This window comes from Streptomyces scopuliridis RB72 (genome assembly GCF_000718095.1).
GTDB classification, from domain to species: domain Bacteria; phylum Actinomycetota; class Actinomycetes; order Streptomycetales; family Streptomycetaceae; genus Streptomyces; species Streptomyces scopuliridis.
On the sequence record NZ_JOEI01000009.1, the window covers coordinates 308,827 to 335,126 of the forward strand.

Genomic DNA, 26,300 nt, shown 5'->3' on the forward strand with positions numbered 1-26,300 from the left:
GGTGCGAGAACTCAGCTACGACGACATCAAGCAGGCCACCGACCGCATCGCGGGACACGTACGCCCCGTGGCGGTGGCGCCCGCCGATCCCGGCGCCGCCCAGCTCTGGCTGGCCCTGGAGCACCTTCAGCACACCGGCAGCTTCAAGGCCCGGGGCGCCCAGAACTTCCTGCGCGCCCATCGCGAGGAGGGCACCCTCCCCGACGCGGGCGTGACCATCGCCTCGGGCGGCAACGCCGGACTCGCCTGCGCGTGGGCCGCCCGGCAGCAGAACGTGACCGCCACGGTGTTCCTCCCGGAGACCGCGCCGCCGGTGAAGGTCGCCCGGCTCCGCTCGTACGGCGCCGAGGTACGGCTGACCGGCGCGTCGTACGCCGAGGCGCTGGCCGCGTGCCAGGACTTCGCCGCGACGACCGGCGCGCTCGCCTCGCACGCGTACGACAACCCGCTGATCGCCGCGGGCGCGGGCACGTTGCTGGAGGAGATCCACCAGCGGATCCCGGAGCTGGACACGGTGGTGGTCGCGGTGGGCGGCGGCGGGCTCTTCGCCGGGGTGGCCACCGCCGCGCGGCACCACGGCATCCGGACGGTGGCGGTCGAACCGGAGAACTGCCGCGCCCTGAACGCCGCGCTCGAAGCCGGCCGGGTGGTCGAGGTCCCGGTCGACTCCGTGGCCTCCGACTCCCTCGGCGCCTCCCGCGCCTCGGCGCTCGCGCTGCGCGCCGCGCAGCACGACGATGTGCGCTCCGTCCTGGTCCCGGACCGGGAGATCACCCGCGCCCGCCGCACGCTGTGGACGGACCACCGCCTCGCGGTCGAACACGCCGCGGCGACGGCTCTCGCCGCGCTGACCGTGGAGGGTGAGGGGTACGGGTACCGGCCCGAGGAGGGTGAACGGATCTGCGTGGTGCTGTGCGGGGCGAACACGGATGTGGGGTCGCTGGCGGGGACGGACGAGCGTGAGTGAGTGACCGGTGGAGGGGCGTGGTGTGATGGCACGGTGAGCCGCGCCGCAGAGGAGACCAACCGCCGGATGCTCCGGGCACGGGACGCGATGGACCGCGCCTACGCGCAGCCGCTGGACGTCCCGGCCCTGGCCCGGATCGCCCATGTGTCGGAGGCGCACTTCGCACGCACTTTCCGGGCCACGTTCGGCGAGACACCGCACCACTATCTGCAGCGGCGCCGTGTCGAGCGCGCGATGTCCCTGCTGCGGGAGACCGACCGCAGTGTGACGGACATCTGCTTCCAGGTCGGCTTCGGCAGCCCGGGAACCTTCAGCCGTACGTTCCGCGCCATCGTCGGCCGGTCACCGAGGGAGTACCGCAAGGAAGCGACGGCCACGAACGTACGGAACGTACCGACGTGCTTCACGATGGCGTGGACGCGGCCGCACGCCTGATCGTCCGCACTACTCGCACCGGCCGTCGGCTGAGCAGTTTTGGATAAGTTTTCATCGGGCTCGCTCGGTAGCGTGAGGCACATGTTCAACGCGATCACGCACTCACAGATCTATGTACTCGACCAGGACAAGGCCCTCGACTTCTACGTCGGCAAGCTCGGCCTGGAGGTCAACGCCGATGTCGACCTGGGCTTCATGCGCTGGCTCACCGTAAGCGTCCCCGGCCACCCGGAGCGCCAGATCCTGCTGGAGAAGCCGGGCCCTCCGGCGATGTCCGAGGAGACGGCACAGCAGGTCCGTGAGCTGGTGACCAAGGGCGCGACGGGCGGCTCGCTCATCTTCAGCACGGACGACTGCCGCAAGACGTACGAGGCGCTGCTGGCGCGGGGCGTCGAGTTCACCGAGGAACCCACCGACCGCCCGTACGGAATCGACTGCGGCCTCCGCGACCCCTTCGGCAACAGCATCCGCTTCACGCAGCCGAAGGTCTGACCGGGGCAGGACCGAGGGGCAGTCGGGTCGGGACCGAGGGGCAGTCGGGTCGGGGCGGGCCGGAACGTTCGCACACGGGCGGGGCGCACCCCGACTACCCCTCCGCCCTCACTCTCCCCTTCCCCACCGCCTCCACCAGCGCCTGGTGGTCGCGTTCGTTCTGGTCCGCGTAGCTCTCCGCGAACTCCGCCAGCGCGGCGTCGAACGCCTCCCCCGCGCCCAGGTACGCGGCGATGGCGATGCGGTCGCCCGAGCGGGCGTGGGCGCGGGCCAGGGTTTCTCCGCAGAGTTCGCCGAATACCCGCATTCCCCTCGGCACCATGATCTGCGGCACCATGATGCCCTTCCAGTCGTGCAACTGGCGTACGTAGAAGTCCCGTTGACGGCCGTCGGCCCCCATCACCCGGTCCCAGCCCAAGAAGACGTCGCCGACGGCCTGCATGAGCCGCTGTCCCGCGACCACGCGCTGTCCCTGGTTGTCGTACTCGCTCTCGCCGACATGCGCGGCGAGCACCGAGTGGTCGGCCTCCTTGGCCTGGAGGATCAGGGGGTCCTCGTCGTCCTTGCCCAGCAGCAGCAGAATCCAGCAGCGGGTTCCCACACTGCCCACCCCGACCACCTTGCGTGCGATGTCGGCCACCCGGTACTGCCTGAGCAGATGCGCCCGCTCCGTGGACAGGCTCCGTCCGTACCGTTCGACGAGTGCGTGGAGTTCACGGGAGATCCGGTCCCGCTCGGCGCTCTCCAGCAAGTCGTCGATCGGCACGACCAACGGCGGGTCGGCCACGAACCGGCGTTCGCCGTCGTGGAGCCGGGTGAGTTTCGCGAATGCCTGGAGGCTGTCCTTGGTACGCGCCTTCGCCATGGCCTTCGACACCCGCCCCCGGCCCCTCGCGCTCAGCCTCCGGGCCGCCACTCTCTGGAGCTGCTCCGTGTCGGCGCTGTCGTACCACACCGCAAGATTGCCCATGCCCGCGTAGAGCCGCATCCGCTCGCGGTAGGACCGTACGGCGGCCCGGACGATCTCCGCCCGCTGCTTCGCCGAGTAGCCGTTCTCGCGTCCCGCGATCACCAGGCTCGCGGCCAGCCGTTTGACGTCCCACTCCCAGGGGCCCGGGAGGGTCTCGTCGAAGTCGTTGATGTCGAACACCAAGCGCCGCTCGGGCGAGCCGAGCAGCCGGAAGTTCATCAGATGCGCGTCTCCGCACAGCTGCGCCCTGATGCCGGAGGTGGGGGTGGCAGCCAGATCGCCGGCCATGATCGCGGCAGCGCCCCGGTAGAAGCGGAACGGCGACTCCGTCATGCGTCCGTAGCGGATGGGTATGAGCTCCGGTACGCGCATGGCCGACTGTTCCTCGATCACGTCCACCGGGTCCGGCCGCTTCTCGACGGGGGTGTACCCGGCGTGGCTGGATCTCGGCGCTCGCTTGCGGGCCGCCCTGCCCCTGTCCGCCCGCTCCCGCGGCGACAAGGGTCGCCTGTCATCGGAGACTCCGCCGGCCTTGGTCATGGCGTGCACTTCCCGTCCGAGAGTGCGGTGGCGCCGGAGTACGAGGCTGCACCGGCGGTCCCGCCCGGCTGCCCCCGCCCGCGCTCCTGCCTTCGCCCTACCCGTCTATTATCCGCGGTCCCCTGCCGCCCGCATCCCGGCGTATCCCCGCATCGCCCGCCGATCGGACGACGTGCCCTCGGACACCCGGTCCGGCGACAGACGGCACCGCCCCACGACGACCGGAGCGATCGTCGCGGGCATGGGACCGCCCAGGCCGGACCGAGTGCCCGAGGACGTGAGGGAACCCGCCCCGCGTTCCCGGACCGCGCACACGATGCGACGGGCCCGGACGCGGAGCGAACGCGGGAGACCAGTGTGCCCACAACCGTTCGGGACACACGGCTGAGCACGAGTTCCGGCAACAGGACTCGCTCCCACTCAGTCTTCAGGAAGGGTTGCTCGCGTTCGTCAGTGTCTCCCAGGCCACGAACAGATTGTTCGTCCCCGACGGCCGCTGCTGCTCCGTGAGCCGCTGCGTGTTGGTCATCGCGTAGCCCAGCCGCGTGTTGAGCGCGTTGTAGCCGACCTCGGTGATCGGTCCGAGGCCGCGCGTCACACTGCCGCCGCAGAGCGAGGACGGTACGGGCTCGGCCTGGATCTCGTACTTGGCCTGGAAGCCCAGCGCCTGCCGCAGCCGCTCGCCCACCTGCGGGAACAGGTCCTGGCCCTGGAGCCGCGCGGTCTCGTAGACATGGCCGACGGACGAGATGCCGTAGCCGGTGTGCACGAAGTCGCGGCAGGTCTCCTGGGTCAGCCCGGTCATGAAGGTCCCCTGGCCCTGCCAGTAACTGACGATCTTGTCGCGGGTGTTGAGGTTCTGGCTCGGAACGGTCTTGGGCAGCGCGCCGTCGGAGGCGAGATAGATGTAGGCGGGCACGCGGACGAGGTACTTGCTGATCGCCTTGTCGTAGCTCGCCCCGTCGTCGAGGAAGACGGAGATGCTGACCGCCGCCTCCATCATCGTCAGCTCCCAATTGCCGTTGGAGTTGGAGCCGTTGATGATCTCGGGCAGATAGACCGTGCGCAGCATCGTGCTGAACCGGCCGGCGTTCGGCCAGTTCCCGTACACATGCTTGATGATCTCGGCGGCCTTGGGCCACGAGGATCCGGCCCATCCGGTCTGGAGCGGGGCATTGCTGTTGGTGTGGTCCTGGATGGAGCCGGACCAGGCGTCCATGAGCTGGATCGCCTTCTGCGCGTAGCGGTCGTCGCGGGTGATGTACCAGGCGAGGGCGTCCGTATACGCGGCGATCGCGTCCTCGCGCTCGTCCGTACAGCCGTTGTTGGGGTTGGAGTACGAGCCGCACTCGACGATCGCGCGTGGCTTGGCCGTACGCGAGAGGCTGGCGTACTTGCCGGCCATCATCTGGTCGTAGGCGCTCTTCCAGGGCTGCGCCCCGGCCTGCACCTTGCCGCGGATGAAGTCGAGTTGGGCGGTGTTGAGGTTCACCCCGGGGTGGGTGAAGTTGGCCGGCGCGGCGGCGACCGCGGCGGTGGCGGGCCTGGCCGGTGCGGCGTCCGGCGCCTTCTCGGCGGAGGCGGGGGTCATGAAGGCGGCGGCGAGTACGCCGGCGAGGGCGGTGGCGAGTCCGAGGACTCGGGGGATGGATCCGGGGCGCATGTGGGGGTGCCTTCCGGTCGCTGGACGTTCCTCAACTCGATTCACCCACATGAACGCGGGGTTGAGTTGTGAACCAGTTGTTGAGTGAGGAACGTAGAACCATCCCATGGACACGTCAAGGTCTGGACCAATGAGGATCCATGGGGCGGTGCGAGGCGGTTGGGCAGCGGCCCCCCAACGGGCAGCGCGAAGGGCCGGACACCCGAAGATGTCCGGCCCCTCGCGCTCGGCCCTCGGCGCATCCGCACCTGCCTCACCGCATCAGCACGCCCGCGCCCTCCCCCGTCGCCTCCGTCGGCAGCGCGACCAGCCCCAGATCCGCGCTGGTGGCGAGCAGCGGATGGGCCGGCAGCACCCGGACCGTATAGCCGTACGGGCCCGTACGGTCCAGGGCGAGCGGGCCCTCGTACACCCAGCGGCCGTCCAGATCGGGCCCGCCGGCCGGCTTGAGCGGGAAGGTCTGGGCGTCCACGATCGTGTCGTCGGAGCCCACCCTCCCCGCGACCGCCTGCACTTCCACGTCCTCCGGGCGCAGTTCGCCGAGGCCGACACTCACCCGCAGCGAGAGCGTGGAGCCCAGCTCGGCGCCGCCGCCCGCCCCGCCGCCGACGCCGGTCGCCGCGACCGCCTCGACATGGTCGACCGACACATACGGCCAGAGCGTGCGTGTGCGGTACTTCCAGGACGCCAGCTCCACGGCGGTGTCGGCGTCCAGTGCGCGATGGGCGGCGGCGGCCGGGGTGTAGAGCCGCTCCACATACTCACGCACCATCCGTCCCGCGAGCACCTTCGGCCCGAGCGACACCAGCGTGCGCCGGACCATCTCGATCCAGCGGTCCGGCAGTCCGCTTCCGCCTCGGTCGTAGAAGCGGGGCGCGACGCGGTCCTCGATCAGTTCGTAGAGGGCGTTCGCCTCCAGTTCGTCCCGGCGGTTCTCGTCGGCGGACGAGCCGTCGGCGGTGGGGATGGCCCAGCCGAAGTCCGGTTCGAACCACTCGTCCCACCAGCCGTCCAGGACCGACAGGTTGAGACAGCCGTTGAGGGCGGCCTTCATTCCGCTGGTGCCGCACGCCTCCAGGGGCCGCAGCGGATTGTTCAGCCAGACGTCGCAGCCGGGATAGAGCTTCTGGGCCATGCCCATCCCGTAGTCGGGCAGGAAGACGATGCGGTGCCGCACCCGCGGATCGTCGGCGAACCGCACCAGCTCCCGCACCAGCCGCTTGCCGCCGTCGTCCGCCGGATGGGCCTTGCCCGCGACGACGATCTGGATCGGCCGCTCGGGGTGGAGCAGCAGCTCGGTCAGCCGCTCGCGGTCGCGCAGCATGAGCGTGAGGCGTTTGTACGAGGGGACCCGGCGGGCGAAGCCGATGGTGAGGACGTCCGGGTCGAGGACGCCGTCGATCCAGCCCAGCTCGGCGGCCTCGGCACCGCGCTGGCGCCAGGAGGCGTGCAGGCGCGTGCGTACCTCGGTCACCAACTGCTCGCGCAGGGCGCGCCGTACGGCCCAGACCTCGGCGTCGGGCACGTGCTCGGGGTCGCCGAGACGGGCCATCTCGGGAGCCACCCAGGTCGGTGCGTGCACCCCGTTGGTCACGGAGGTGATGGGCACCTCCGACGGGTCGAAGCCGGGCCAGAGCCCGGCGAACATCTGGCGGCTGACGGCGCCGTGCAGGGTGGAGACGCCGTTGGCGCGCTGGGCGAGCCGCAACCCCATCGCGGCCATGTTGAAGAGGTTCGGCTCGCCGCCGGGGTAGGTCTCCATGCCGAGGCCGAGGACGCGCTCGGCGGGCACACCGGGCAGTTCGCCGTCCTCCCCGAAGTGGCGGGCCACCAGTTCGCGGTCGAAGCGGTCGATCCCGGCGGGCACCGGGGTGTGGGTGGTGAAGACCGTGCCGGCCCGGACGGCTTCCAGGGACGCCTCGAATCCGAGGCCGGTCGCCACCAGCTCGCGGATGCGCTCCAGGCCGAGGAATCCGGCATGTCCCTCGTTGGTGTGGAACACCTCGGGACCGGGGTGGCCGGTGAGCCGGCAGTACGTACGGACCGCCCGGACCCCGCCGATGCCGAGCAGCATCTCCTGGAGCAGGCGGTGTTCGCTGCCGCCGCCGTACAGCCGGTCGGTGACCTCGCGTTCGCCCGGACCGTTCTCCTCGACGTCCGAGTCGAGCATCAGCAGCGGGACCCGTCCGACCTGCGCCTGCCAGACGCAGGCGCGCAGCGAGCGCTGCCCCGGGAGGGTGAGGACGATCTGCGCGGGGGTGCCGTCCGGCTCGCGCAGCAGGGTGACCGGGAGTTCGTTGGGGTCGAGGAGCGGATACTGCTCCTGCTGCCAGCCGTCCCGGGAGAGCGACTGGCGGAAGTAGCCGTGCCGGTAGAGCAGCCCGACGCCGATCAGCGGTACGCCGAGATCGCTGGCGGCCTTGAGATGGTCACCGGCGAGGATGCCGAGCCCGCCGGAGTACTGCGGCAGGGCCGCGGTGACCCCGAACTCCGGCGAGAAGTAGCCAATGGCCGCGGGCAGCTCGGCGCCCTGGCCCGCGCGCTCCTGGTACCAGCGCTCGCCGCGCAGATAGGTGTCGAGGCCGGCCGCGGCGGCGGTCAGCCGGTCCAGGAAGGGACGGTCCCCGGCCAGCTCGGCGAGGCGCGCGGCGGACACCGCCCCGAGCAGCCGTACGGGGTCGCGGCCGGTGGCCCGCCAGCCGGCGGGGTCGACGGATTCGAAGAGCTCACGGGTCTCGGTATGCCAGGACCAGCGCAGATTGCGGGCGAGGTCGCTGAGCGGTTGAAGTGGTTCGGGCAGGACGGGGCGGACGGTGAACCGACGGATTGCCTTCACGTGTTCCACCTTCGCAGGGGACATACGAGCCACAGGGGACGCACCACGTTGTGCGACCCGCCGTCCCTTTGACGGTAGCCCCACCTCACCCTCCGCAACCACGGCGCACACGCGCACTCACCCGGGGGTGTCCGCGCCCTGCCCCCCAATTCATGGCCTGAACCTTGCCGTTAGTGATCGTGCGCCCGGGTGGTTCTTGTACGCCGCAGTAGTTAACAATCCGCCGGATTGCCCACCCGAAAAGAGTGGGAAGGCTCCCCCGGTACACCCGGCACATACGCATGCTCATCGCACCGCACACGAGCGCGTCCCCACACAATTGAGGACGATTCCAGCGCTATTCGAGTGAACGCGGACAGGAGCGGCCATGCCCGCAGCCTCCCAGTCGTCTACCGAGCAGCTACAAAGAACATCAAAACCTCGCAAAGACAGCAGATCTTTCGACGGAACGAGCTCCACCGAACCCGCACCACCCGCCCTGCCTGTCACGCCCGCACAGCCCTCAGGTGATCCAGTGAAACCGCTGATTGGTCGCATTCCCGTCCTGGACGTACGCCCGCTCGTCGACTGCGGCAGACGCCCCGCGAAGGCGGTGAGCGGTGAGTCCTTCCAGGTCACCGCGACCGTCTTCCGCGAGGGTCATGACGCCGTCGCGGCCAACGTCGTCCTCATGGACCCCAGTGGCCGCCCCGGCCCCTGGACCCCAATGCGTGAACTCGCCCCCGGCACCGACCGCTGGGGCGCGGAGGTCACGCCCACCGAGGAAGGCCGCTGGACCTACACCGTCGAGGCGTGGAGCGACCCGGTCGCCACCTGGCGCCACGCCGCGAACATCAAGATCCCGGCAGCCGCCGACGAGCACGACATCGCCCTGGTCCTCGCGGAGGGCGCCGCGCTGTACGAGCGGGCCGCCGACGGCGTACCGAAACGTGACGGCCGAGAGGCCGTGCTCGCCGCCGCGGACACCCTGCGTGACGAGACGCTGCCCGCGCGGGCCCGGCTCGACGCCGCGCTCGCCCCCGAGGTCGACGCCGCCCTCTCCCGCCATCCGCTGCGCGATCTGGTCAGCTCCTCGCGCCCCGCTCCGCTGCTGGTGGAGCGCGGGCGGGCCCTCTTCGGCTCGTGGTACGAGCTGTTCCCGCGCTCGGAGGGCGCGGTCGTCAAGAAGGGCGAGCCGCCGGTGAGCGGCACGTTCAGGACGGCGGCCGAACGGCTGCCCGCCGTCGCCGCGATGGGCTTCGACGTCGTGTATCTCCCGCCGGTCCACCCCATCGGCACCACACACCGCAAGGGCCCCAACAACTCCCTCACCCCCGCCGCCGGGGATGTCGGTGTGCCCTGGGCGATCGGCTCGGCCGACGGCGGCCATGACGCGATCCACCCCGATCTGGGCACGATCGAGGACTTCGACCACTTCGTGGAGACGGCCCGCACGCTGCGGATGGAGGTCGCGCTCGACTTCGCGCTCCAGTGCTCCCCCGACCACCCCTGGGTCACGAAGCACCCCGAGTGGTTCCACCACCGCGCGGACGGCTCCATCGCCTACGCGGAGAATCCGCCGAAGAAGTACCAGGACATCTATCCGATCGCCTTCGACAGCGATCTGCGCGGTCTGGTCCGGGAGACCAGCCGGATCCTGCGCTACTGGATGGCCCACGGCGTACGGATCTTCCGCGTCGACAATCCGCACACGAAGCCGGTGCTCTTCTGGGAGAAGGTCATCGCGAACATCAACCGCACCGACCCCGATGTCATCTTCCTGGCCGAGGCGTTCACCCGGCCCGCGATGATGCACACGCTCGGCGCGATCGGCTTCCAGCAGTCGTACACGTACTTCACCTGGCGGAACACGAAGCAGGAGCTCACCGACTATCTGACGGAGCTGTCGGGTGAGTCCGCCGCGTACATGCGGCCGAATCTCTTCGTCAACACGCCCGACATCCTGCACGCCTATCTTCAGGAGGGCGGGCGGCCGGCCTTCGAGGTACGGGCCGTGCTGGCCGCCACGATGGCGCCCGCCTGGGGTGTCTACGCGGGATACGAACTCTGCGAGAACACCCCCGCGAAGCCCGGCAGCGAGGAGTACCTTGACTCGGAGAAATACCAGCTGCGGCCCCGGGACTGGGAAGCGGCCGAACGCGAGGGCCGCACCATCGCCCCGCTGATCACCGCGCTCAACCGGATCAGACGGCGGCACCCCGCCCTGCAGCAGCTGCGCGACATCCACTTCCACCACGCCGACAACGACGCGGTCGTCGCGTACAGCAAACGGTCGGGTACGAACATCGTTCTGGTGGTCGTCAACCTCGACCCTCACCACACCCAGGAGGCGACGGTCTCGTTGGACATGGAGCGGCTCGGCCTCGACCGGCACGAGACCGTCCCGGTGCGCGACGAGCTCACCGGCGAGACCTATCACTGGGGCAGAGCCACCTACGTGCGCCTAGAGCCGGGCGTCACGCCCGCGCATGTCGTGGTTCTGCGACCGTCCCCGCCGATCGGAGGGTCACCCACATCATGATCGTCAATGAGCCCGTCCACGACACGTTCGAGGACACCCCGGCCAAGGACCGCGATCCCGACTGGTTCAAGCGTGCTGTCTTCTACGAGGTCCTGGTGCGTTCGTTCCAGGACAGCAACGGCGACGGCATCGGCGACCTCAAGGGCATCACGGCCAAGCTGGACTATCTCCAGTGGCTCGGAGTGGACTGCCTCTGGCTGCCGCCGTTCTTCAAGTCGCCGCTGCGCGACGGCGGCTACGACGTCTCGGACTACACGGCGGTGCTCCCCGAGTTCGGGGATCTCGCCGACTTCGTGGAGTTCGTCGACGCCGCGCACCAGCGCGGTATGCGCGTGATCATCGACTTCGTCATGAACCACACGAGTGATCAGCACGACTGGTTCCAGGAGTCCCGCAAGGACCCCGAGGGGCCGTACGGCGACTACTACGTCTGGGCCGACGACGACAAGCAGTACCAGGACGCCCGGATCATCTTCGTCGACACGGAGACGTCCAACTGGACCTTCGACCCGGTGCGCAAGCAGTACTACTGGCACCGCTTCTTCTCCCACCAGCCGGATCTCAACTACGAGAACCCTGCGGTGCAGGAGGAGATCATCTCCGCGCTGCGCTTCTGGCTGGACCTGGGCATCGACGGCTTCCGGCTGGACGCCGTGCCGTATCTGTACCAGCAGGAGAACACCAACTGCGAGAACCTCCCGGCCACCCACGAGTTCCTCAAGCGGGTACGCAAGGAGATCGACGCCAACTACCCGGACACGGTCATCCTCGCCGAGGCGAACCAGTGGCCGGAGGATGTCGTCGACTACTTCGGCGACTACACGGCGGGCGGCGACGAATGCCATATGGCGTTCCACTTCCCGGTGATGCCGCGGATCTTCATGGCCGTACGGCGCGAGTCCCGCTACCCGGTCTCGGAAATCCTGGCGAAGACCCCGGCGATCCCGACCGGCTGCCAGTGGGGCATCTTCCTGCGCAACCACGACGAGCTGACGCTCGAAATGGTCACGGACGAAGAGCGCGACTACATGTACGCGGAGTACGCCAAGGATCCGCGGATGCGGGCCAACATCGGCATCCGGCGCCGGCTCGCCCCGCTGCTGGACAACGACCGCAACCAGATCGAGCTGTTCACCGCCCTGCTGCTGTCGCTGCCGGGATCCCCGATCCTCTACTACGGGGACGAGATCGGGATGGGCGACAACATCTGGCTGGGCGACCGGGACGCCGTACGGACCCCGATGCAGTGGACGCCCGACCGGAACGCGGGCTTCTCGTCCAGCGACCCCGGCCGACTCTATCTGCCGACGATCATGGACCCGGTCTATGGCTACCAGGTCACCAATGTGGAGGCGGCGATGGCGTCGCCTTCCTCGCTGCTGCACTGGACACGGCGGATGATCGAGATCCGCAAGCAGAACCCGGCCTTCGGCCTCGGCTCGTACACCGAGCTGCCGTCGTCGAACCCGGCCGTGCTCGCCTTTCTCCGTGAGGCGCCCTCCGAGCAGGGCGAGGGCGACGATCTGGTGCTCTGTGTGCACAACTTCTCGCGCTTCGCGCAGCCGACGGAGCTGGATCTGAAGGAGTTCAGCGGGCGCTGTCCGGTCGAGCTGATCGGCGGGGTGCGGTTCCCCGCGATCGGGGAGTGGCCCTATCTGCTGACCCTGGCCGGCCACGGCTTCTACTGGTTCCGGCTGCGCAAGGACACCACGGTGTAACACCACCGCTCACTCGTTCACGCGGTGTTGACCGCGGTCCCGTGCCGGGCGGTTTCCACCGCCCCGCACGGGGCACGCTCCTCCACATCCAGTTCGATCGATTCGATCAAATTCGTATTGAGTTCGTACGGAATCGATCCGTACGGATCATCCTCACCCGACACGTCCCGCACAGCCGGACAGCCATTGCCGCAATCCGGGACACTCTGCGCATCCTGTGGTGTGCCCGGGGAAAGGACGCGATGCCATGTCGAAGGCTGCATCCACCCGGATCACGCCGCGCCCCGCAACTGCTTCGCCCGTTGCCCCGCCCGTCGCACCGCCCGTGTCGCCGGCCCTGTCTCCCGCCGACGCGAGAACGCTGGTCGGCTCGCTCGCTCCGCTGCTCCATGACTGGCTGCCCCGTCAGCGCTGGTTCGCGGGCAAGGGCCGTCCGGTCACCGGCTTCGTGCCGGTGACGGTCACCGAACTGCTGCCGATGGACGCGGGTGGTCCGGGTCTGCTGCATCTGCTCGTACGGGTCGAGCAGCGCGGAACCTCCGGTCCGCCGCGGTCGATTCCCTCGTCGCCGTCCTCCACCCACTCCGGGGTCCCGTCGCCGGCCGGTGACTGCTATCAGCTGCTGCTCGGGGTACGGAAGGCGCTGCCGCCGCGCCTCGCGTCCGCGCTGATCGGCCATGCCACGCAGGGGCCGCTGGCCGGCCGTACCGTCTACGAGGGCCTGCACGACCCCCATCTGGCCGAACTGCTGCTGGAGCGGCTGCGCGCGCCCGGCGCGCTGGGGCCGCTGCGGTTCGACCGGGCGAGCACCGTCCCCGCCGGGCTGAGCGGCCGGCTGCTCGACGCCGAGCAGTCCAACTCCTCCCTCGTCTACGGGGACGCCTACATCCTGAAGATCCTGCGCCGGGTCTTCCCCGGCCCGCACCCCGATCTGGAGCTGCCGCTCGCGCTGGCCGCCGAGGGGTGCGAGCGGGTGCCCGCGCCGGTCGGCTGGTTCGAGGCGGCCGACCCGTCGGGCAGTGGGGACTCCCTCACGCTCGGCGTGCTCCAGCCCTATCTGCGCGGCTCGCAGGACGGCTGGCAGCTGGCGCTCTCCTCGCTCGCCCACGGCAGGGAGTTCCTCGCGGAGGCCCGCGCGCTGGGGCGGGCCACCGCCGAGGTGCACATCGCGCTCGCCGCCGCGCTGCCAACCGTGACGCTGGGCCGCAGACAGACCGCGCAGCTGGCCGACGGGATGGCCGAGCGCCTGGAGTCGGCGGCGCGCGCGGTGCCCGCGCTCATGCCGTACGCCGCCGCGCTGCGGACCGCCTTCGACGCGCTCGCCGGGCTCGACGAGGCCGGACGCGGCCGGCCCGCGCAGCGCGTCCACGGCGATCTGCATCTGGGCCAGACCCTGCGGACGCCGGACGGCCGCTGGTCGGTCATCGACTTCGAGGGCGAGCCCGCCCGACCGCTCGCCGAACGCCGCCGCCCGCAGCCGCCGGTCCGCGATGTGGCGGGCATGCTCCGCTCCTTCGACTACGCGGCCCGCTCCCACGAGCCATGGCGCCCGGACTGGGCGGCGCGCTGCCGGGAGGCGTACTGCGAGGGGTACGCGACGGCCGCCGGCACCGATCCGCGCGCGGAGCCCGAGCTGCTGCGCGCGTACGAGACCGACAAGGCGGTCTACGAGGTGCTGTACGAGGCGAGGCACCGCCCCGACTGGCTGCCGGTCCCGATGGCGGCGATCCGCCGGCTGGCCGCGGGCGCCTGACGCACCCGGCCTGAGCCCGGCGGCCTCCACCGAAACGATCCTCCGCTCCCTCGTCCCTCTCCGTTCCTCCCTGTCCGTCTCTGACCGTTTACTGACGTCACCGTCCCCCGTGGTCCCGCTCTCCCCACCCGTATCGACCGTCCAGCAGCGAAGCCCAGCCGAGGAGGCAGCCCCCGTGACCGCCCGCACGCCGTCCGACCGTTCGTCCGACAGCTCGCCCCAGCCCGAGCTTCCCACCGCCTCGCTCCCGGTCCCGGCGCCCGCCGCCGGGGCCGCGCGCGCGGGTGCGGGGGCGGGTAAGTCCGCCGGGAAGAAGGCGAAGAAGCCCGCGCGCCGCAAGGCACCGCAGACCGCGCCCGCCCCGCCTGCCCCGGCCGCCGCCACTGCCCCCGCCGCCCCCGCCGCTATTGAGAAGCCCGCGGCCCCGGCGGCTCCCACGGCGCCCCGCCCGCGCAAGGAACCGGGCCGTGGCCGTCGGGTGCGGGCCGCGCGACCGCTGGACAGCGGCGACCGGGAGCGGCTGCTCTCCGGTGCGCACCACGATCCGCACGGACTGCTGGGGGCGCATCCCGTGCCGAACGGTGTCGCGTTCCGGACGCTGCGGCCGTACGCCCGCGCCGTCACCGTCGTCGCCGAGGGGCTGGAGGTCAGAGCCGAGCTGAACGACGACGGCGACGGCTTCTTCTCGGGCGTGCTGCCGCTGCGCGCGGTGCCCGCGTACACGCTCCTCGTCCGGTACAGCGACGCCACGCAGGAGCTGGACGAGCTGGAGGTGCGCGATCCGTACGGCTTCCTGCCCGCCCTCGGGGACCTGGATCTGCATCTGATCGGCGAGGGCAGGCACGAGGAGCTGTGGAAAGCCCTCGGCGCCCGGATCATGACGCACCAGGGCGTCACCGGCACCCGCTTCACCGTCTGGGCGCCCAACGCCCGGGGCGTCCGGATCGCCGGTGACTTCAACTACTGGGACGGTACGAGCCTCCCGATGCGCTCGCTCGGCTCCACCGGGGTGTGGGAGCTGTTCGTGCCGGGGATCGGTGACGGCGCGCTCTACAAGTTCGACATCACACGGCCCGACGGTTCGCACACCCTGCGCGCCGACCCGATGGCGCGGCGCACGGAAGTACCGCCCGCGACCGCGTCCGTCGTCACCGAGTCCCACCACGTCTGGCACGACGAGGAGTGGCTCGCGCACCGCGCCGACCGTTCCGTGCACGAGGCGCCGTTCTCGGTGTACGAGGTCCATCTGGCGTCCTGGCGACCTGGTCTGACGTATCGTCAGCTCGCCTCGCAGCTGCCCGCGTACGTCAAGGACCTCGGCTTCACCCATGTCGAGCTGATGCCGATCGCCGAGCATCCCTTCGGCGGCTCCTGGGGCTATCAGGTCACCGGCTTCTACGCGCCGACGTCCCGGATGGGCACCCCGGACGACTTCCGGTATCTCGTGGACGCCCTGCACCGCGCGGGCATCGGGGTGCTCGTCGACTGGGTGCCCGCCCACTTCCCGAAGGACGACTGGGCGCTGGCCCAGTTCGACGGCCGTCCGCTGTACGAGCACGCGGACCCGCAGCGGGCCGAGCACCCCGACTGGGGCACGCTGGAGTTCGACTACGGCCGCACGGAGGTCCGTAACTTCCTGGTCGCCAACGCCGTGTACTGGTGCGAGGAGTTCCATGTCGACGGACTGCGGGTCGACGCGGTCGCCTCGATGCTCTACCTCGACTACTCGCGCGAGGAGGGCCAGTGGACCCCGAACGAGCACGGGGGCCGGGAGAATCCGGACGCCGTCGCCTTCCTCCAGGAGATGAACGCCACCGTCTACCGGCGCTGTCCGGGTGTGGTGACCATCGCCGAGGAGTCCACCGCCTGGAACGGGGTCACGCGCGCCACCCACTATGTCGGCCCGGACGGCTTCGGCGGGCTCGGTTTCGGCCTGAAGTGGAACATGGGCTGGATGCACGACTCCCTGGACTATGTCTCCAAGGAGCCCGTCCACCGCAAGTACCACCACGGCGAGATGACCTTCTCCATGGTGTACGCGTACAGCGAGAACTACGTGCTGCCGATCTCGCACGACGAGGTGGTGCACGGCAAGCGCGCGCTGGTCTCCAAGATGCCCGGTGACTGGTGGCAGCAGCGCGCCAACGAACGCGCCTATCTCGGCTTCATGTGGGCCCACCCCGGCAAGCAACTCCTCTTCATGGGGCAGGAGTTCGCCCAGGGGGCGGAGTGGTCGGAGGGCCATGGCCCGGACTGGTGGCTGCTCGATCCGTCGTACGAGGCGGAGCCCGACCACCGGGGCGTGCGCGATCTGGTCCGCGAACTCAACACGGTGTACGGCGCGACGCCCGCCCTCTGGCAGCGGGACACCGTCCCGGAGGGCTTCGCGTGGGTGGACGGCGACGCGGGCGAGGACAACGTCTTCGCGTTCCTGCGGTTCGACGCGGACGGCTCGCCGTTGCTGGCGGTCTCGCACTTCTCGCCGGTGGTGCGCCATCAGTACCGGCTCGGTGTGCCCGAGGAGTTCTCCGCCTGGACGGAGGTCCTCAACACGGACGCGGCGCGCTACGGCGGCGGCGATGTGCTCAACGCGGACCCGCTGAAGCCCGAGCCGGTGGCGGCGCACGGCCGGCCGGTGTCCCTCCAGCTGACGCTGCCGCCGCTGGCGACGGTCTGGCTGCGGCCGGTCTGACAGAAGGATCTGCCGCATGACGAGGTGGCGCCGCCCGAAGTCCTGGGCGGCGCCACCTCGTTGTGCTGGGACGGGACGCCTGATCCTCAGACCGCCGGCACCGGCTCCGCCGCCAGCGTCGCGGCCACCTCGGCGGCGGTCGGCATCGCCGCGATCTGGTCGGCGACCGTACGGGCCGCGGCCCGGAAGCCCTGGTCCGCCAGGACGGCGGACGCGGCCTTGGCGACTCCCTCGGGGGTGGCCGTACCCCGCGGGAGGCCGAGTCCGGCGCCCGCGGCGGCCACCCGGTCGGCCTGGACGAACTGGTCGGCCCCCTGCGGAGCGATCACCATCGGGATGCCCGCGGCGAGCGTGCCCAGCGTGGTACCGGCGCCGCCGTGGGTCACCACCAGGTCCGTGTCACGCAGCAGTTCGCTGAGCGGGGTGAAGCCGACGAAGGTCACCCGGTCGTGGTCGACGTCGAAGTCCCCGGCGGACGCGGTGAGTCCCAGCGTGACCCGCAACTCGATGTCCCCCGCCGACAGTTCACGCAGGATCGGGCTGAGGACCTCGGGCGCGGAGAAGACGGTGCCGAAGGTCACCAGCACGCGCGGACGCCGCTGATCCGGATCGGCCGGAGCCTTCGCCGCGGCCGGCTCCGACGGCCGCTGTCCGGACTGCCCGTGGGGCTCCGGGCGCAGCGGCAGCCGTCCCGTCGGGGGCTGCCAGCCGTCCTGCTGCATCGCGGGCGGGCAGGTGTCCAGGTAGTGGGCGGCGGGGCGGGGCGTCAGACCGCGGTCGGTGTAGCGGCTGCTGACCACCGCGTCCATGGCCGCGGTGAACTCGGGCAGCATGGCGGGACCGTACGCGAGGGTCGCCACCGGCACATCGAGCGCGGCGGCGACCAACGGGCCCACGAAGTCGCACAGTTCGGTGACGATCAGCTCGGGCCGCCAGTCGCGGGCGGCGGGCAGTGCCTCGTCCGCGGTGAGGTCGACCCGGGCTCCGGCGAAGAGCTCGGCGGCCACTTCCGGGGTCGGTTCGCTCGCCGGGTCCTTGCCGGTCCTGCGGGCGGCTTCCGCCACCAGCACATCGATGGCCGGTCCCGCCGGCAGTACGTCGAAGCCTTCCCGGGCCAGTACGGGAGCGAGCGCGCCCGCGGTCAGGAACACCACGTCGTCACCTCGCTCACGGAACGCGCGGGCGAGGGGGAGTTGCGGGAGCAGATGACCATGGGCGGGGGTGCTTGAGAAGAGTATCCGCATATTGATCAGGGTATTGCTCCACTGAATTCAGGGAGCGGAATCCGGACAGCCGGCCGCTCCGCCGGGCGGCCGGAGCCCTCATGGCCGGAGCGGTGTCATGGCCGGAGCAGTGCCATGGCGACCTGGCTGGCCAGCCACTCCTCTGCTCGCTGCCAGCTCCAGCCCATCCGGCGCAGCCGCCGCCAGGAGGACTGGCCCAGGTAGTACCAGAGGACATCGGCGGCCCCGGCCCGGCCGATGCCTTCCCGGAGCGCGCCGAGCTCCACCAGCCGGTCCGCGATCTCACCGAGCCGGGCGCGTTGCAGGTCGTCCGCGCAACGGACCGCCTCGGCGATCAGCGGATCGGCCCTCTCGTTGTCGTACAGGACCTCCATCGCCCGCACATGGCGGCGGACCGTCTCCCCCGTCCCCCTGGCGGCGTGCCGCACGGCCTCGGCGCCGTCGGCCGCCTTGCTCACGCGGTCGAGCGCGCGGCCGATGGCCGGCTCGGCCGCGCCGCGTTCCATCAGCGCGACGACGAGCCCGGCCTTGGTGCCGAAGGCCGCGTACACGGTGTTGGCGGCCACGTCAGCCGCCTCGGCGACCCGGACGATGGTGATCCGCGCGTAGCCGTGCTCCGCGAACAGCCGCTCGGCGGCGTCGAGGATCGCCGTCCGGGTCAGCCCGGCGGCCTGTTCCCGTACGGACGAACGATAGGGGCGAGTGCTCATCCGGCTCACTTTAGGAGCAGCCCGTTCATCTCGCCATCACTGTGATGACCGGAGCCGGACTCCGGTGAATACGACCACGCGCGGGCGGACCGCGCGCAGGGGTACGCGCCGTCCGCCCCGCGTCCCGGGCGGGCCTACAGCGTGGCCGTCTTCAGCCGGGACGGGACCTCCGCGTCGCGGACGATCCCGAGCCGCTGGGTCGCCCGGGTCAGCGCCACATACAGATCGTTGGTGCCGCGCGGCGAGCCGTCCATGATCGCCTCCGGGTCGACGACGATCACCGTGTCGAACTCCAGCCCCTTCGCCTGCCGCGCGTTGAGCAGCACGACCGGCCGGGTCAGATCGGGTGCGATGCCCCAGGAGGCGTCGGGCAGTTCGGCCGCGAGCCCGGGCAGCAGCGCGGCCGGGGCGATCACCGCGAGCCGGCCCTCGCCCGGGTGCTCGACCGCCAGTCCGGCCGCCGTACGGGCCAGATCACCCGGCTTGGCGGAGCGTACGAGCGGCCCCTCGCCCGTCGCGCGCACGGACCTCGGCGGCTCGAAGAGCGGGTCCGCCATACGCCGTACCTCCGCCGCGACCTCCATGATCTCGGCGGGCGTACGGTAGTTGACGCCCAGCTTGGACAGCTCCCAGCGCTGCTGCACGTACGGCTCCAGGATCTGCTGCCAGGAGTCGCAGCCCGCCGCGTCCCCGGTCTGGGCCGGGTCGCCGACCAGGGTCATGGACCGGCTCGGGCAGCGGCGCATCAGCAACCGCCAGGCCATCGCGGAGAGTTCCTGCGCCTCGTCCACGACGATATGGCCGAAGGCCCAGGTGCGGTCGGCGGCGGCCCGCTCGGCGGCGCTGCGGGTGTCGGTCTCCTCGTGCCGCTCCGCGAACCGTTCGGCATCGATGATGTCGTGCGCGGCGAGGACCTCCGACTCGTCGTCGTCCCTGTCCTCGAACTCCTGCGTACGGGAGCCGTACGACAGCTCCAGCACACCCTGCGCGTAGGCGATCCGCTCCTGGCGCTCCAGCGCGGCGGCGGCGCGGGCCGCGCTGTCGTCCTCGCCGAGCAGTTCGGCCGCCTCGTCCAGCAGCGGTACGTCGGCGGGGGTCCAGTCGATCCTGGCGTCGGCGCCGGTCCGGGGCCCGCAGCGGCGTACGGCGGCGGCGTCGCGCGAGCCGAGCAGGGCGCCCGGATCCGCCAGGAAGTCGGAGACGAGCTGCTGCGGGGTGAGCGTCGGCCACAGCGAGTCGATCGCCGCCTGTACCTCGCGGCTGACGGCGATCTCCTTGCCGAGCTGGGCGATGTCCGCCGGGTCGAGGAGGTTGGCACCGCCGAGCGGGTCGGCGCCGATCCGGTCCGCGAGCTGTCCGGTGAGCGCGTCGATGATCCGGAAGGCGAAGGTCGGCCGGGCCTGGTTGTGCGGCAGTCCGGTGTCCCGGGCGCGCTGCCGTGCCTCGTACACCGTGTCGCGGTCGAGCACGAGCGTGCCGTACTCGGCGTGCGCGATCTCCAGGACGGGGCGGGGCAGCGACTGCCGGCCGCGCAACTCCTCGGCCAGTATGCGCGCCATGTCCGCCCGGCCCTTGACCTCGGCCGCCTCGGGGGTGTCCGTACCGGTGGCCCGTACGCCCGGGAACAGCTCCCCCACGGTCGACAGCAGCACACCCGTCTCACCGAGCGAAGGCAGCACCTCGCCGATATAGCCGAGGAACGCGGGGTTCGGGCCGACGATCAGCACGGCGCGGCGGGCCAGTTGCTCGCGGTACGCGTAGAGCAGATACGCGGCACGGTGCAGCGCGACGGCGGTCTTACCGGTGCCGGGACCGCCCTCGACCACCAGCACACCGCGGTGCGGCGCGCGGATGATGCGGTCCTGCTCGGCCTGGATGGTCTGCACGATGTCGCTCATCCGCCCGGTACGCGCGGAGTTCAGCGCGGAGAGCAGTACGGCGTCGCCGTCCGGGTCCTCATAGCCGGTGCGGGTGGTGTCGGTGAGGTCCATGATCTCGTCATGGAGCGCGGTGACGCGGCGCCCGTCGGTGGCGAGATGGCGTCGTCTGCGCAGCCCCATCGGGGAATGGCCGGTGGCGAGATAAAAGGGGCGTGCCACGGGGGCCCGCCAGTCGATCAGCAGCGGGGTGCGTTCCGGGTCGTCCCGGCGCATTCCGATGCGTCCGATGTGATGGGTCGTCCCCTCGCTGAGATCGATCCGGCCGAAACACAGACCGGACTCCACCGCATTCAGCGCGGACACACGGCCGGAGTGTTCCGCGACGCTGATATCGCGCTCGACGCGGGCCTGCCGCCCGGTGTTGACCTGGCCGATCGACGCCTCCACGGCCGTCTCGGCCTGCTCCCTCAAGGCATCGAGACGCTCATAGAGGAGGGAGACGAATTGCTGCTCATTCTGCAATTCCTCGGTTGACAATTCAGCCCCTGTCCGATACGCTGCTTTCCAGTGACCTGGTCCATGTCATTACTAATTCAAGACATGGAAACAATTAATATACGCAGAGGAACACCCCGGCCGTCAATTCGGTTCCGGGGTTTTTTTGTGCGTCCCGCACCCTTTTCGCGGGTCCCGGGCCCCCAGGGCATCTGTATACTCGTTGTATGCAACCTTCGCTGTGGGGGAAGTCATGACGTCGGGCAGGGAGAAGGCGTACGCGTTCCTCAAGGAGAACGTGCTCACCGACCCGGACAGACAGGGTGAGTTCCTCTCCGAGCAGGAGCTGGCGAACCGCATCGGGGTCTCCCGTACCCCCATCCGCGAGGCGCTACTACTGCTCGCCGCCGAGGATCTCGTACGGCTGGTTCCCAAGCGCGGGGCGCAGATCGTACCGCTGTCGGGGCGGGAGATCACCGAACTGATGGAGCTGCGCGGCATCGTGGAGCGGTACGCGGCGGAGCAGGTCATCCCGGGAGACCGGGACGCGCTGGTGGCCGAGCTGACCGGGCTCCTGGAGCGGCAGCGGACCCTGAGCGGGCCCGAGCACGCCAGGGAGTTCATCGCGGTGGACCATCTCTTCCACGCCACGATCGTGGCCGCGGCGGGCAACTCGCTGCTCAACCGGCACTACGACGGGCTGCGCAGCCGGCAGATCCGGGCCGGGGTGGTGGCGCTGTACAACCAGCAGGGGCGGCAGGAGTCCGTACTGACCGAGCATCGCGCGATCCTGGCGGCGATCGCCTCCGGTGACCGGCCGGCCGCGCACAGCGCGATCGACAGTCACCTGGAGACGACGCTCAAGGTCCTGCTCGCCGGTTAGACACGTACGTACTGACCGGCCTCGTTCGTCAGGCGTTGGGGTCGAAGGGGATGCCGACCGGCTTCGCCTTCTCCAGGTGGTAGTTGAAGTTGCCGTCCTTGAGGCCGAAGACGGCACTGCCGAAGTTGGCCTGGCTCAGCTTGTCGCGGAGACCCGCGGGGTAGCCGTTCCAGCCGACCAGCGTGGGGAACTGCCAGCTCCCGTAGTGGTTCTCCGGCGGCTCGTCGTTCGAGTTCGCGGCGCGGAAGCAGTGCGTGCTGATGCCGTCCTTGTGGTAGACGACCTTCGGGTGCGTCCCGTCCCACCGGATCTGGTCACGGGTGTGGATGTTGAAGTTGCCGTGGGCGGAGGTGGAGACGTACTGCGCCACGTTGTCCTTCACCCACACCACGACATGCTCCCAGTCGTGACGGTGCCCGCCGAGCCCGCTGCCGGCCACGGCCTGGTCCTTCTCGAAGTAGAGGCCGTACATGATCGCGCACCAGCCGTTGTTGCACTTGGACCGCGCGTATCCGTTGGTGTTGTCGAGGTCCCATGAGTCGCGGCACGAACCGTTGACGGCCCCGGTCGTGTTGAGGCCGGGGGCTATGGTCCCGTCGGGGCCGATGGCGGGCGTGGGGTAGCAGCCATCCGTGTCGTAGTCATAGGCCGGCTGGAACGTCTGCTCCAGTCCGTCCGCGTTGGCGGGCAGGGCCTTGGGGGGATCGGCGAGCGCGCTGCCCGGCACGGCGATGACCAGCGCGATGGCACTGCCGAAGATGAGCGAGACCTTGCGGATGCGCGAGCTTTTCTTCACTGCGTCCTCCTGATCGGCCGCGATGTGGGGTACGCGGTCCGGTTGACATGCCCGGCTCAGCTTCGCCCGCCCTCGTTGACGCGTCGAGCATCGCCGGATGTCGGAGCGATGAAGGGTCAGCCAATACAGAGGGGGGCGAAGGAAACCGGAGTGACACGCTGAGTGAAGTGTGACGGCAGAGGACGCCGAAGTGAAGCGGGACGAGGGGAAGTCGCGGCGAAGTGCGGCTACCGGCAACCGAGTTGAGCACCGAAGCGCCGATGCGTGCGCACCCGCGTCGGTCAACTCGGTTTGCTCAGCCTGCGGTTGGCTTCAGCCTGCGGTTGGCCAGCACCGGTACGGCACGGCGGACCGCCGCGACCTCGTCCAGGTCCACGTCCGCGAGCAGCAGCCCCGGGCCGGCGCCGAGGCTCTGGCGTACGGTCCCGTCGGGTCCGATGAGGGCGCTGTGGCCGATCCCGGTCGGGGCGGGCGACTTCGCGGCCTCGTCCCCCGGCGTGCCCAACGCCGCCGGATCGGCCTGGTCCACGGCGGCGAGCCAGAGCGTGGCGTCCAACGCCCGTGCGCGGATGAGCAGTTCCCACTGCTCGCGCTTCCCGGGACCGGCGCCCCAGGAGGCCGGGAGCAGCGAGAGTACGGCTCCGGCGTCGGCGTGCGCCCGGAACAGTTCGGGGAAGCGGACGTCGTAACAGGTGGCGAGGCCGATCCGGACACCGTCCACCTCGATGGTGACGACCTCGGAGCCGGCCGCCACGGTGTCGGACTCGGCGAAGCCGAAGGCGTCGTAGAGATGGATCTTGTCGTAGGCCGCCTCGACGCCGGGGCCGGTGGCGAGCAGGGTGTTGGCCACCTTGCCGTCCGGGGCGGGCGTGAACATGCCCGCGACCACGACGAGTCCGGTCTCCTCGGCGAGCCGGCGCACCGCCGTCGCCCAGGGGCCGTCGAGCGGTTCCGCGAGCGGCGCCAGGGGGGTGCCGAAGCAGGCCATCGCGGCCTCGGGGAAGACGATGACGCGGGCACCCTCGGCCGCGGCGCGGTGGGCCTCGGCGCTCAGGAGTTCGAGGTTCCGCTCGGGGTCGGGGCCGGTGGTGAGCTGGCTCAGCGCGATGCGCATGAGGTGGTTCCCTTCTCGGGTGCGGGTGCGGGTGCGGGGTACGGGGTGGGGACTGAGGTGGGGGGTGTACGTGCGTACCTTCGTACCGCTTACGCCCCCACGCGGGCGGGCTGTTCCGTACCGCTCAGCTCCTCGTCGTCGGCCGGGTTCCCGTCGCGGCCCAGACACAGGCCGGTGACCGTGACCACCGCGGTCACCGCGACGTAGAGGGCCAGCGGGATCCAGGAGTCGTACGCGTCGAGCAGCGCGGTGAACAGCAGCGGCGCGACGGCTCCGCCGATGACCCCGGCCAGCGTGTACGCGAGCGAGGAGCCGGTGTAGCGCAGACGCGGGGAGAACTGCTCGGCGATGAAGGCGGCCTGCGGCCCGTACATCAGCGAGTGGATGGCCAGCGCCACCACGACTCCGAGCGCGAGCAGCGGCCAGTTGCCGCCACTGGTCATCGGGAAGAACAGGAACGGCCATACGCCGGCGGCCACGGCGGAGACGCCGTACAGCAGACGCCGGTTGACCCGGTCGGAGAGGGCTCCGGCCAGCGGGATCAGGAAGACCTGGAGCGAGGAGCCGATCAGGACGGCGGCCAGCGCCGAGCCGCGCGACATGCCGAGCTCGCCGGTCGCGTAGGTCAGTACGAAGACGGTGAACAGCGCGTACAGCACGTCCGGGGCGACCCGGCTGAGGATCGCCGCCGCGAGCGCGCGCGGATGCGTGGTGAAGACCTCACGGATCGGCGCCTCGGGGCGCGTCTGCTCGGCCTCCATCGCCTTGAAAACCGGGGTCTCCTCAAGCTTCGCGCGGATCCACAGCCCGAAGACGACCAGGACCCCGGAGAGCAGGAAGGCCACGCGCCAGCCCCAGGAAGTGAACTGACTCTCCGTCAGCATGGCGCCGAGGGCGGCGAGTACGCCATTGGCCATCAGGTTGCCCGCGGGCGGGCCGATCTGGGCGGCCGAGGCGAAGAAACCGCGCCGGCGCGGATCGCCGAACTCGCTGGAGAGCAGTACGGCCCCGCCCCACTCGCCGCCGACACCGACGCCCTGGGCGAAGCGGAGGATGACGAGGGCGATGGGCGCGGCCACGCCGATCGTGGCGTAGGAGGGGAGCAGACCGATCAGGAGGGTCGCCGCCCCGATGAGTACGAGGGTCGCGATGAGGACCTTCTTGCGGCCGATCTTGTCGCCGAGGCGGCCGAAGACGAAGCCGCCCAGGGGCCGGGAGACATAGCCGACGGCGTAGGTGGAGAAGGCCAGGAGCGTGCCGGTGGCGGGGTCCTCGGAGGGGAAGAAGACATCGCCGAAGACCAGCGCGGCGGCCACGGAGTAGATGGCGAAGTCGTACCACTCCAGGGCGGTCCCGGTGAGGCTGGCGAAGAAGGCGCGGCGGACCGCGGACCCGCCGAACGATTGCGTTTCCATGCCCTTGTCCTTGCCCTTGCCTCTGCTCGTGTCCATGTTCGCGGTGTTCTTCACGATTGTCCGTCCTTGCTGAGGTGCGCTATCGACCTTCCGGCATACTTCTTGTATACAGGTCGTATGCGCAAGCCTTCCGCGCAAAGTTAACCTCGCCGATACCGCGATCGATGTGGAGAAACCCATGGCGCTGCTGACCTTCGAACTGCCCGACGGCACCACCAGGCGCGTCGATGTCGTCCAGGTGCTCAACGCCGGCTACGCCGGACGCAGCCAGGACGATGTCGCCGCGCATGTGGCGGAGCTCGCCGAGCTGGGGGTGCCGGCGCCGTCGGTGACGCCCGCCCTCTACCCGGTCTCCCCGTATCTGGCCCAGCACACCGATCAGGTCAGCGTCCAGCACGGGCGCACCTCGGGCGAGGCGGAATGGGCCCTGGTGGTGGACGCCGACGGGGAGCTGCTGCTGACGGCCGCCTGCGACCACACCGACCGTGAGCTGGAGGTGCACGGCGTGGCGTGGAGCAAGAACGCGAGCCCGGACGTGCTGGCCCGGCGCGCCTGGCGGCTGGCCGACGTACAGGAACGGCTGGACGCGCTGACGCTGCGGGCGTGGGTGGCGCACGCCGGGCACGCCGGGGACGCCGGGGACGCCGGCTCCGGGGAGGAGACCCTCATCCAGGACGGCACGCTGGCGGAGCTGCTCACTCCGGGCTACTGGGCCGAGGTGCTGCGGGAGCGCGGCGATCTGGTGCCGGGTACGGTGCTGATCTCCGGCACGATCCCGATGGCCGAGGGCGTGGACCAGTTCGCCGACCGCTGGCGGGTCGAGCTGGGCGACCCGGCCACGGGGGACGTGATCGAGCTGGCCTACGACGTGGTGCGGATGCCGGCGCCCATCGGCTGAGGGGCCTCCGGCCCGGCCGTTGTGTCAGGTCGCGCGGGGTTCCGTCGCTCGGGGTTCCGCGAGCCGTACAGCCGGGCGTACGCGCCGCCGCGCGACAGCAGCTCGTGATGGGTCCCGGACTCGACGATCCGGCCGTGGTCCAGGACCAGGACGCGGTCGGCGTCCGGGGCCAGGTTCAGCGCGGTCGCCGTCCGCGACCTGGACCACCAGGACGACCTCTACACCAACGTCGACGAGCTGCCATCGGGCCAGTCCGAACTCGACGACTTCATCCTCTC

The 26,300-nt window shown here is 70.5% G+C and carries 18 protein-coding genes and 2 pseudogenes; 10 read left to right on the forward strand and 10 right to left on the reverse strand.

Annotated features, from left to right (window positions below; translation table 11 throughout):
• Window position 1 precedes the first annotated feature (1 nt).
• The 3 genes from IF11_RS0114000 (at window position 2) to IF11_RS0114010 (ending at window position 1,894) form a co-directional block, all read left to right on the forward strand.
• Complete coding sequence (locus tag IF11_RS0114000) at window positions 2-967, forward strand: threonine/serine dehydratase (RefSeq protein WP_030351887.1); 966 nt, start codon at window positions 2-4, stop codon at window positions 965-967.
• 33 nt (window positions 968-1,000) lie between these two features.
• Window positions 1,001-1,402 (forward strand): helix-turn-helix domain-containing protein, encoded by a 402-nt coding sequence (locus IF11_RS0114005; RefSeq protein ID WP_206300695.1) that lies wholly within the window; start codon window positions 1,001-1,003, stop codon window positions 1,400-1,402.
• An 81-nt stretch (window positions 1,403-1,483) separates the two neighbouring features.
• Window positions 1,484-1,894 carry a VOC family protein gene (locus IF11_RS0114010; protein WP_030351889.1) on the forward strand — a complete coding sequence of 137 codons (411 nt, stop codon included), beginning with the start codon at window positions 1,484-1,486 and terminating at the stop codon, window positions 1,892-1,894.
• 94 nt (window positions 1,895-1,988) lie between these two features.
• Here the strand turns inward: IF11_RS0114010 and IF11_RS0114015 are convergent, their stop codons facing one another.
• On the reverse strand, window positions 1,989-3,404 hold the full coding sequence (locus IF11_RS0114015; RefSeq protein ID WP_030351890.1) for a DUF2252 domain-containing protein: 1,416 nt from the start codon (window positions 3,402-3,404) through the stop codon (window positions 1,989-1,991).
• Between the two features lie 162 nt (window positions 3,405-3,566).
• On the opposite strand from IF11_RS0114015, the pseudogene IF11_RS42045 reads away from it, so the two are divergent.
• Window positions 3,567-3,788, forward strand: a pseudogene (locus IF11_RS42045) (IS200/IS605 family accessory protein TnpB-related protein); the annotation flags it as partial.
• 43 nt (window positions 3,789-3,831) lie between these two features.
• On the opposite strand, the gene IF11_RS0114020 reads toward IF11_RS42045, so the two are convergent.
• Together IF11_RS0114020 and glgP are read right to left on the reverse strand one after the other, a co-directional pair.
• Entirely contained in the window at window positions 3,832-5,067 is a 1,236-nt protein-coding gene (locus IF11_RS0114020) for an alginate lyase family protein (RefSeq protein WP_030351891.1), read from the reverse strand.
• 253 nt (window positions 5,068-5,320) lie between these two features.
• Complete coding sequence (glgP, locus tag IF11_RS0114025; RefSeq protein ID WP_030351892.1) at window positions 5,321-7,903, reverse strand: alpha-glucan family phosphorylase; 2,583 nt, start codon at window positions 7,901-7,903, stop codon at window positions 5,321-5,323.
• Window positions 7,904-8,426: 523 nt separating this feature from the next.
• Between glgP and IF11_RS0114030 the strand changes: the two genes are divergently transcribed.
• From IF11_RS0114030 to glgB, 4 genes are all read left to right on the forward strand, one after another.
• Window positions 8,427-10,424 carry an alpha-1,4-glucan--maltose-1-phosphate maltosyltransferase gene (locus tag IF11_RS0114030; RefSeq protein WP_030351893.1) on the forward strand — a complete coding sequence of 666 codons (1,998 nt, stop codon included), beginning with the start codon at window positions 8,427-8,429 and terminating at the stop codon, window positions 10,422-10,424.
• Complete coding sequence (treS, locus tag IF11_RS0114035) at window positions 10,421-12,142, forward strand: maltose alpha-D-glucosyltransferase (protein WP_030351894.1); 1,722 nt, start codon at window positions 10,421-10,423, stop codon at window positions 12,140-12,142. The genes IF11_RS0114030 and treS overlap by 4 nt, the downstream gene beginning before the upstream one ends.
• Window positions 12,143-12,389: 247 nt before the next feature.
• Window positions 12,390-13,895, forward strand: coding sequence for a maltokinase N-terminal cap-like domain-containing protein (locus IF11_RS0114045; RefSeq protein ID WP_037727696.1), 1,506 nt, complete (start codon window positions 12,390-12,392; stop codon window positions 13,893-13,895).
• A 175-nt stretch (window positions 13,896-14,070) separates the two neighbouring features.
• Window positions 14,071-16,587: a 1,4-alpha-glucan branching enzyme gene (gene glgB, locus IF11_RS0114050; protein WP_206300694.1), complete on the forward strand. Its 2,517-nt coding sequence runs from the start codon at window positions 14,071-14,073 to the stop codon at window positions 16,585-16,587.
• 86 nt (window positions 16,588-16,673) lie between these two features.
• Here glgB and IF11_RS0114055 read toward each other — a convergent pair whose 3' ends face one another.
• The 3 genes from IF11_RS0114055 to IF11_RS0114065 form a co-directional block, all read right to left on the reverse strand.
• Window positions 16,674-17,831 (reverse strand): glycosyltransferase, encoded by a 1,158-nt coding sequence (locus IF11_RS0114055; protein ID WP_030351897.1) that lies wholly within the window; start codon window positions 17,829-17,831, stop codon window positions 16,674-16,676.
• Window positions 17,832-17,926: 95 nt separating this feature from the next.
• Window positions 17,927-18,541, reverse strand: coding sequence for a TetR/AcrR family transcriptional regulator (locus IF11_RS0114060; protein WP_030351898.1), 615 nt, complete (start codon window positions 18,539-18,541; stop codon window positions 17,927-17,929).
• 134 nt (window positions 18,542-18,675) lie between these two features.
• Window positions 18,676-20,943 carry a HelD family protein gene (locus IF11_RS0114065; RefSeq protein ID WP_030351899.1) on the reverse strand — a complete coding sequence of 756 codons (2,268 nt, stop codon included), beginning with the start codon at window positions 20,941-20,943 and terminating at the stop codon, window positions 18,676-18,678.
• A 226-nt stretch (window positions 20,944-21,169) separates the two neighbouring features.
• Here IF11_RS0114065 and IF11_RS0114070 point away from each other — a divergent pair, with 226 nt between their 5' ends.
• Window positions 21,170-21,799, forward strand: coding sequence for a GntR family transcriptional regulator (locus tag IF11_RS0114070; RefSeq protein ID WP_030351900.1), 630 nt, complete (start codon window positions 21,170-21,172; stop codon window positions 21,797-21,799).
• A gap of 28 nt (window positions 21,800-21,827) precedes the next feature.
• On the opposite strand, the gene IF11_RS0114075 is transcribed toward IF11_RS0114070, so the two are convergent.
• From IF11_RS0114075 to IF11_RS0114085, 3 genes are all read right to left on the reverse strand, one after another.
• Window positions 21,828-22,595 carry an NPP1 family protein gene (locus IF11_RS0114075; RefSeq protein WP_030351901.1) on the reverse strand — a complete coding sequence of 256 codons (768 nt, stop codon included), beginning with the start codon at window positions 22,593-22,595 and terminating at the stop codon, window positions 21,828-21,830.
• A gap of 295 nt (window positions 22,596-22,890) precedes the next feature.
• Entirely contained in the window at window positions 22,891-23,709 is an 819-nt protein-coding gene (locus IF11_RS0114080) for a carbon-nitrogen hydrolase family protein (RefSeq protein WP_030351902.1), read from the reverse strand.
• A gap of 89 nt (window positions 23,710-23,798) precedes the next feature.
• A complete protein-coding gene (locus IF11_RS0114085) occupies window positions 23,799-25,124 on the reverse strand; it encodes an MFS transporter (protein WP_030351903.1) in 1,326 nt (441 codons plus the stop codon).
• 178 nt (window positions 25,125-25,302) lie between these two features.
• Here IF11_RS0114085 and IF11_RS0114090 point away from each other — a divergent pair, with 178 nt between their 5' ends.
• Window positions 25,303-26,022, forward strand: a complete 720-nt coding sequence (locus IF11_RS0114090) for a DUF2848 domain-containing protein (protein WP_030351904.1) — start codon at window positions 25,303-25,305, stop codon at window positions 26,020-26,022.
• Here IF11_RS0114090 and IF11_RS42050 read toward each other — a convergent pair.
• A pseudogene (locus tag IF11_RS42050) lies at window positions 25,986-26,201 on the reverse strand (hypothetical protein); the annotation flags it as partial. The gene IF11_RS0114090 and the pseudogene IF11_RS42050 sit on opposite strands and share 37 nt — an antisense overlap.
• Between the last annotated feature and the right edge of the window lie 99 nt (window positions 26,202-26,300).

Excerpts from the sequence above, each read along its gene's own strand:
- IF11_RS0114010 (WP_030351889.1), top strand. The coding sequence starts at position 1,484 with ATGTTCAACGCGATCACGCACTCACAGATCTATGTACTCGACCAGGAC.
- IF11_RS0114015 (WP_030351890.1), bottom strand. The coding sequence starts at position 3,404 with ATGACCAAGGCCGGCGGAGTCTCCGATGACAGGCGACCCTTGTCGCCG.
- IF11_RS0114020 (WP_030351891.1), bottom strand. The coding sequence starts at position 5,067 with ATGCGCCCCGGATCCATCCCCCGAGTCCTCGGACTCGCCACCGCCCTC.
- treS (WP_030351894.1), top strand. The coding sequence starts at position 10,421 with ATGATCGTCAATGAGCCCGTCCACGACACGTTCGAGGACACCCCGGCC.
- IF11_RS0114045 (WP_037727696.1), top strand. The coding sequence starts at position 12,390 with ATGTCGAAGGCTGCATCCACCCGGATCACGCCGCGCCCCGCAACTGCT.
- IF11_RS0114055 (WP_030351897.1), bottom strand. The coding sequence starts at position 17,831 with ATGCGGATACTCTTCTCAAGCACCCCCGCCCATGGTCATCTGCTCCCG.
- IF11_RS0114060 (WP_030351898.1), bottom strand. The coding sequence starts at position 18,541 with ATGAGCACTCGCCCCTATCGTTCGTCCGTACGGGAACAGGCCGCCGGG.
- IF11_RS0114070 (WP_030351900.1), top strand. The coding sequence starts at position 21,170 with ATGACGTCGGGCAGGGAGAAGGCGTACGCGTTCCTCAAGGAGAACGTG.
- IF11_RS0114080 (WP_030351902.1), bottom strand. The coding sequence starts at position 23,709 with ATGCGCATCGCGCTGAGCCAGCTCACCACCGGCCCCGACCCCGAGCGG.
- IF11_RS0114085 (WP_030351903.1), bottom strand. The coding sequence starts at position 25,124 with ATGGAAACGCAATCGTTCGGCGGGTCCGCGGTCCGCCGCGCCTTCTTC.
- IF11_RS0114090 (WP_030351904.1), top strand. The coding sequence starts at position 25,303 with ATGGCGCTGCTGACCTTCGAACTGCCCGACGGCACCACCAGGCGCGTC.